Genomic DNA, 7,023 nt, shown 5'->3' with positions numbered 1-7,023 from the left:
TGCCTGCGTGCCGTCACCGACGACATGTGGGTCGAAACCCTCGCCGCGCAAGACGATCGTGAGCATCTCCGCGAGCGCCATATCGTCGTCGACGACCAGAATCTTCGGCTTCATAACTACTATGTTGTCATCTCTCCGGCTCGGAACGGGCAACCACGCCAACACTGGTTACATTACCGGCGCTCATCCCACCTTATCGGCCAATCGGATCCGACAGTCGTGCAGTGAGTCGGGCCGGATCGTCCTGCGGCGCATGGACCCACCACGGGCCGTGCCAGTGCGATGCGGCCAACACACGATAGACCCCCGCGGTGCGTTCCTGCAGCGATATATCGCGTTCGTACGCATCGAGGGCACGAGCGCTGTCGAGTTCGCCTCGGCGCCGGGCGCGTTCAGCCGCCAATTCGGCCGGTACGTCCAGCAGGACCTGCACGTCGGGGACGGGCAGCCCGAACCGGGCGAACTCCAATTCCGCTACCCAGGAGACCATTTCACCATCGGCGTCCTCGCCCATCCGGGCAGCACTGTAGGCGGCGTTGGATGCCACGTACCGATCCAGCAGCACGATGTCGTTGTCCACCAACAATTTCGACAGCTCGTCGCGGGCGTCCGCGCGATCCAGCGCGAACAACAGCGCCATGGCGTTCACCGAGCCCGCCACGTCGCCGTGGCGGCCGCGCAGCGCCTCGGCCGCCAGATCCGCGTGCACCGACCGCCCGTAGCGCGGGAAGGCGAGTGTTTCCACCCGCCGCCCGCCCGCACGCAGCTCCGTGACGACGGCATCGATCAGGGTCCGTTTACCGGCGCCGTCGAGGCCCTCCACTGCGATGAGTGCACCCATGGCGTGCAGGTTACAGGCTTGCGCCGGACGTCGTTCAGCCTCCCGGTCGCGACTGTTCGGAAAATCGTCGACGGTCGGTCGCACACATGTCGAACGACTCGACGCGAACAGCGGGCGGACGTCGCACCATGGGCGGGGTGCACCCACGCCGGAAGGTGATCATGCACCCCACCAACGCGTTTCGCGCCAGGACAGCGACTCCGCTACTCACCGCGATTCTCGGAGCCGGAGCGGCGACGCCGCGCCACTCCCCTCGAACCCGCGCCGACGGTGACCGAACCCGCCCGCGACACCCGTGCCGGTCGACAGGGGCGGCGGCAGCGGTACGGCAGAGCTGGTCAACTCTCTCGAATCGCTCAGCGGCACCCATCGATGCGCTCCGGGCACGATCTGCGCCCGACCAACGGCCCGTCGGAGATCCCGGTCCGGCAGAACATCGAAATGTCCTGCCGGACATCGGACCTCAGTAGCGGTAGTGCTCGGGCTTGTACGGGCCCTCGACGTCCACACCGATGTACTCGGCCTGATCCTTGGTCAGCTTCGTGAGGTTGCCGCCCAGCGCCTCGACGTGGATGCGGGCGACCTTCTCGTCGAGCACCTTGGGCAGGCGGTAGACCTCGTTGTCGTACTCCTCCGGCTTGGTCCACAGCTCGATCTGCGCGATGACCTGGTTGGAGAAGCTGTTGCTCATCACGAACGACGGGTGGCCGGTGGCGTTGCCCAGGTTCAGCAGCCGGCCCTCGCTCAGCACGATGATCGACTTACCCGACTCACCGAAGGTCCACAGATCGACCTGCGGCTTGATGTTGAGGCGGCTGGCGCCGGAGTTCTCCAGGCCGGCCATGTCGATCTCGTTGTCGAAGTGACCGATGTTGCCCAGGATCGCCTGGTCCTTCATGGCCTTCATATCGTCGAGGCCGATGATGTCCTTGTTACCGGTCGAGGTGATCACGATGTCGGCGTCGGCGATGGCCTGCCCCACGGTGACCACGTCGAAGCCGTCCATCAGCGCCTGCAGCGCGTTGATCGGGTCGATCTCGGTGACCTGGACGCGCGCGCCCTGACCGGCCAGCGATTCCGCACAGCCCTTGCCGACATCACCGTAACCGCAGATCAGCACCTTCTTGCCACCGATCAGCACATCGGTGCCCCGGTTGATGCCGTCGATCAGCGAGTGGCGGGTGCCGTACTTGTTGTCGAACTTGGACTTGGTGACCGAGTCGTTGACGTTGATCGCCGGGAAGGAGAGCTCACCCGCGGCGGCGAACTGGTACAGCCGCAGCACACCGGTGGTGGTCTCCTCGGTGACACCCTGCACGGATTCCGCGATCGCGGTCCACTTGCCCGGCGCCGCCTCGAGGCTCGCGCGCAGCAGGTTCAAGAACACCTTGTACTCGGTGGAATGCGTCTCGTCCTCGGGCGGAACGACGCCCGACTTCTCGAACTGCGCGCCACGCAGCACCAGCATGGTGGCGTCGCCGCCGTCGTCGAGGATCATGTTCGTGGGCTCGCCGGCCCAGGTGAGCATCTGTTCGGCCGCCCACCAGTACTCCTCCAGGCTCTCGCCCTTCCAGGCGAAGACCGGGGTGCCCTTGGGCTCGTCGACGGTGCCGTGCGGGCCGACCACGACGGCCGCGGCCGCATGATCCTGGGTCGAGAAGATGTTGCACGATGCCCACCGCACCTGCGCACCCAGCTCGACCAGGGTCTCGATCAGCACCGCGGTCTGCACCGTCATGTGCAGCGAGCCGGAGATGCGCGCCCCCTTCAGCGGCTGCACCTCCGCGTATTCGCGGCGCAGCGCCATCAGCCCGGGCATCTCGTGTTCGGCGAGTCGAATTTCCTTGCGGCCGAACTCGGCCAGCGACAGATCCGCCACCTTGTAGTCGATGCCGTTACGGACATCAGGAGTCAGCGTCGGGCTAGCGGAAAGTTCTGAGGTCGTCATGCGCCTGGATCAGCCTCTCGGTGGATGTCGGTACGACAACTCAGGCTAGTCGCTCCGGCGCGTACGGTGTGCGCCGACGTCGTGGCGGACCCAGCCGTACCCGATCAACCCGCCAGCCCGTAGGCGGCCAGAATGCGTTCACGCTTGCGCGGAGCGATGTTGGCGCGGGTCAGATCCCCGGCGTAATGAGCCCGCACCTTCGGATCCATCACCCGGCGCCACAGCGGCGGAACGGCCGCCAAAAGGATCATCGTGGCGTATCCGGCGGGCAGCTGCGGCGCCTCTTGCGTGCTGCGCAGCGTCTGATAACGCCGGCCGGGATTGGCGTGGTGGTCACTGTGGCGCTGGAGGTGGAACAGGAAGATGTTGGTGACCAGCCGATCGGAGTTCCAGCTGTCCGCCGGCGAACACCGCGCCCACCGGCCGCCCGGCAGTCGCCCGCGCAGCAAGCCGTAGTGCTCGACGTAGTTGACCGTCTCCAACAGCCCGAATCCGATCACCGCCTGCAACAGCAGATACGGCAGCACGCCCAGGCCGAACATCAGCACCAGGGCGCCGAAGAGCACCGCCGTCATCGTCCAGGCCTGCAGAATGTTGTTGCGCACGTTCCACCAGCCGAGCCCCTTGCGGGCCAGCCGATCGCGCTCGAGCCGGATCGCGGATCGGAAACCGCCGACGATGCTGCGTGGCAGAAACATCCACAACGACTCCCCCATCCGGGCACTGGCCGGATCATCTGGAGTCGCGACCCGGGCGTGATGGCCCTTGTTGTGCTCGACGAAGAAGTGCCCATACCCCGACTGAGCGAGCGCCAGCTTGGCCAGCCAGCGTTCCAGGCGCTCGACCCGATGACCGAGCTCGTGCGCGGCATTGATACCGATCCCGCTGACCAGCCCGAGCGTGGCCGCCAGGCCCACCTTGTCCACAACGCCGAGGTCGTGACCGCCCCACATGCAGGCGGCGATGATCAGCCCGGCCAGCTGGATCGGCAGGAAAAGGAACGTGCACCACCGGTAATACCGGTCGTGGGAGAGCCGCTCGTAATCCTCGTCGCGCGGGTTGGAGCCGTCCTCGCCGACGAGCCAGTCCAGTAGCGGAATCGCGACCAGCACGATGATCGGACCGATCCACCAGAACACCGCCATACCCGTGTGCAGGACCAGCTGGGACGGGAGTAATGCACAGCCGGGCGCTATCAATCCCAGCATCCACAGATGCCGTTTGAGATCTGCCGAGACCGCCTGTTTGCCGACCGATTGCACGCATGCTCCACTAGAAACGAAACGGATTCCTTCCAGGTAAATATGTATCGAGTTTCCGGTTGTTACGCAGGATCGAACTTGCCAAAGGTGGCGACCGTTACATCCGACAGTGCCGAGGCCCCGCGGTCCGCGGCCGCCGCACGGCCTGTGGCATCCCTGGAGCTAACAGGCTCGACGGGGCGATACGGGCGGTGAGGAGCATCCGTAGAATCGTCCGCACATCGTGGCGGCGGTCTCGGCGGCCGGTCAGCATCCGCCGCCTGCCTTCACGACCAATCGTTATACGTCACAATATGATTCGACAACGGTTCAGCGACGCTCCGAAGCGGCGATGATTGCCTCCACATAGGGCGACAGCAGCCGGCTCAGTTCCTCCGGGGCGTCCCGATGGACGGCCGCCGGGGTGGGGATATAGCTGATCGCGATACGCACCAGCGCGTGCGCCAGCACATCTGCCTCGGACGACGAGGCGCCGACCCAACTCCGCTCGAAAGCGGCGGCCAATCGCTGGGCGGCGTGTTCGATGAGCGGTCCGGCGTCGAGTGTGATCAATCGCAGCAGATCCAGTTTCGCCTCGCCGACGACGAGCGACTGCACCAGCGGATCGGCAGCGCTGTCCAGAATGAAATTTGCCAGACCTTCGCGGAAGGCCGACCGCGCATCCCCGACGTTGTCGTCGATGGCGGTTCCCACATGGTCGACCAGCTGATCGGCGAGCCGCACCGTGTAGGCCTGAGCCAGGCCCGTCCGGGAGCCGAACTCGTTGTAGAGCGTCTGCCGGCTCACCCCCGCGCGCGCGGCGACATCCCCCAGCGTGATCTTGACCCAGTCGCGCTCGACGAGCAGTTCGCGCATCGCGTCGAGTACGGAGCTACGCAGGAGGCTGCGGGCAGCCTCCTGATACGGGACCCGGGCACCGTTACGCGGCATACCGCTGACGGTGTCACGGGTGGATTCCGCAGTCAAAACGACTCACGAACGCTCGATCTCGACCATGAAGAAGTCGGCCTTCGCGGCGCCGCAGTCCGGACAGGTCCAGTCGTCGGGGATATCGTCCCAGCGCGTACCGGGCGCGATCCCCTCATCCGGCCAGCCCTGCTCCTCGTCGTACTCGAAGCCACACTGGATGCACTGATAGATACGGAAGTCACTCACCCTGCCTCCTGAAATCCGCGGGACACCCGCACCCGATCGGCACGCCGAGCCGCTACGCGATCGTCACTCACCCTGCCTCCTGAAATCCGCGGGACACCCGCACCCGATCGGCACGCCGAGCCGCTACGCGATTGTCACTCACCCTGCCTCCTCGAAATCGATCTTCTCCCGCACCCCGCAGTCCGGGCAGCACCAGTCATCGGGTACCGAATCCCAGGGCGTTCCTGCCGGAAAACCCTCGCGGGGAGCACCTTTGGCCTCGTCGTACACGTAATCGCAGACAGGGCAACGAAATGCGCTCACGGCGCCACCTCCTGAAATCTGCGGGACACCCGCACCCGATCGGCACGCCGAGCCGCTACGCGATCGTCACTCACCCTGCCTCCTGGTACCTGCGGGACACCCGCACCCGATCGGCAGGCCGAGCCGCTACGCGATTGTCACTCACCCTGCCTCCTGGTACCGCGCCATGACTCGGGATCGCTTGGGCGGGTGTACATTCGCCAGGCTCAGATCACCCTGGTAGTGGGCGATGACACGCTTGTCCATGACGCGGCGCCACAGCGGGGGGAAGTAGGCGAGCAGGATCATGCTGGCGTACCCGCTGGGCAGATTCGGCGCGCCGTCCCAGCTGCGCAAGGTTTGATACCGGCGGGTGGGGTAAGCGTGGTGATCGCTGTGCCGCTGCAGGTGGTAGAGAAAGATGTTGGTGACGATGTGGTCGCTGTTCCAGCTGTGCCGCGGCAGCGGTCGCTCGTACCGGCCACGGTCGGTCCGCTGCCGCAGCAGCCCGTAATGCTCCAGATAGTTGACCGCCTCGAGCAGACTGAATCCGACCACCGCCTGCAGGATCAGATACGGCAGCAACCCGATACCGAATACGGCGACCAGAACGACGTAGAGCACCAGCGACATCGCCCAGGCACCGAGCACATCGTTGCGCAGCGTCCAAGGCCGCTTGCCGAGGCGAGCCAATCGCGTGCGCTCCAGCCCCCACGCCGAGCGCAGACTGCCCCACACCGTACGAGGCCAGAACGCCCAGAATGTCTCCCCCACCCGCGAACTCGCCGGATCTTCGGGTGTCGCCACCCGCACGTGATGGCCGCGGTTGTGCTCGATATAGAAATGCCCGTACCAGGTCTGAGCCAGTGCGATCCGCGACAGCCAGCGCTCCAGATGCACCTTCTTGTGCCCCAGTTCGTGCGCGGTGTTGATCCCGATTCCGCCGATCATGCCGATGGTCAGCGCCAGTCCGATCTTGTCGACCACCCCCAGACCACCGTCGATGCCGAGCCAGCTCAGATTGCCCGCGGTGATCAGGTAGCACGCCATGATCAGCGAGGCGTACTGGCAGGGCAGATAGATATAGGTCAGGTAGCGGTAGTAGCGATCGTTCTCCAGGTACTCCATCACCTCGTCCGGCGGGTTGTCCCCGTCGGCGCCGAAGAACAGGTCGGCGGCCGGGATCACGATGTAGATCAGGATCGGACCGAGCCAGAACGGCACTCTCGCCAAGGTCTGCCAGCCCAGTTCGTTCAGTGCCCACACCGCCGGCAATCCGATGATGAACAACCCGGTCGGGGCGAACAGACCCCACAGCCACAGGTAACGCTTGCGATCACGCCATCCCGAGTCGAGTACTCCGCTGGAAGCTCCGGCTTCGGTCGACATCGTTGTCTCCATTCGATACAGCTGCCACATCGACTGTGATGCGGATAACTCCTACCGTGGACAATATGTCGCAATTTGTCGGCTGTCTATACATCTGCAGTGATTTGTAAACCCATCGTGACCGGGTAGAACCACGACGGCGACTC

7 protein-coding genes and 1 pseudogene are annotated in these 7,023 nt (G+C 65.1%); all 8 read right to left on the bottom strand.

Features of this window, described 5'->3' with window-relative positions; translation table 11 throughout:
• Positions 1-123, bottom strand: a pseudogene (locus AB0L57_RS19465) (DNA-binding response regulator); the annotation flags it as partial.
• A 70-nt stretch (positions 124-193) separates the two neighbouring features.
• Entirely contained in the window at positions 194-841 is a 648-nt protein-coding gene (locus AB0L57_RS19460) for a dTMP kinase (protein ID WP_364963828.1), read from the bottom strand.
• A gap of 463 nt (positions 842-1,304) precedes the next feature.
• Positions 1,305-2,789, bottom strand: a complete 1,485-nt coding sequence (gene ahcY / locus AB0L57_RS19455) for an adenosylhomocysteinase (protein WP_364963825.1) — start codon at positions 2,787-2,789, stop codon at positions 1,305-1,307.
• Positions 2,790-2,893: 104 nt separating this feature from the next.
• Positions 2,894-3,997, bottom strand: a complete 1,104-nt coding sequence (locus AB0L57_RS19450; RefSeq protein ID WP_364964300.1) for an alkane 1-monooxygenase — start codon at positions 3,995-3,997, stop codon at positions 2,894-2,896.
• Between the two features lie 363 nt (positions 3,998-4,360).
• Entirely contained in the window at positions 4,361-4,981 is a 621-nt protein-coding gene (locus AB0L57_RS19445; RefSeq protein WP_364963822.1) for a TetR family transcriptional regulator, read from the bottom strand.
• Positions 4,982-5,023: 42 nt separating this feature from the next.
• Complete coding sequence (locus tag AB0L57_RS19440) at positions 5,024-5,206, bottom strand: rubredoxin (RefSeq protein ID WP_364963820.1); 183 nt, start codon at positions 5,204-5,206, stop codon at positions 5,024-5,026.
• Between the two features lie 138 nt (positions 5,207-5,344).
• On the bottom strand, positions 5,345-5,509 hold the full coding sequence (locus AB0L57_RS19435) for a rubredoxin (RefSeq protein ID WP_364963817.1): 165 nt from the start codon (positions 5,507-5,509) through the stop codon (positions 5,345-5,347).
• Between the two features lie 141 nt (positions 5,510-5,650).
• Positions 5,651-6,877, bottom strand: coding sequence for an alkane 1-monooxygenase (locus AB0L57_RS19430; protein WP_364963815.1), 1,227 nt, complete (start codon positions 6,875-6,877; stop codon positions 5,651-5,653).
• Between the last annotated feature and the right edge of the window lie 146 nt (positions 6,878-7,023).

The sequence above is a fragment of the Nocardia sp. NPDC052254 genome, assembly GCF_040679495.1.
GTDB lineage: Bacteria > Actinomycetota > Actinomycetes > Mycobacteriales > Mycobacteriaceae > Nocardia.
This window is presented reverse-complemented; position numbering and strand designations above follow the sequence as displayed.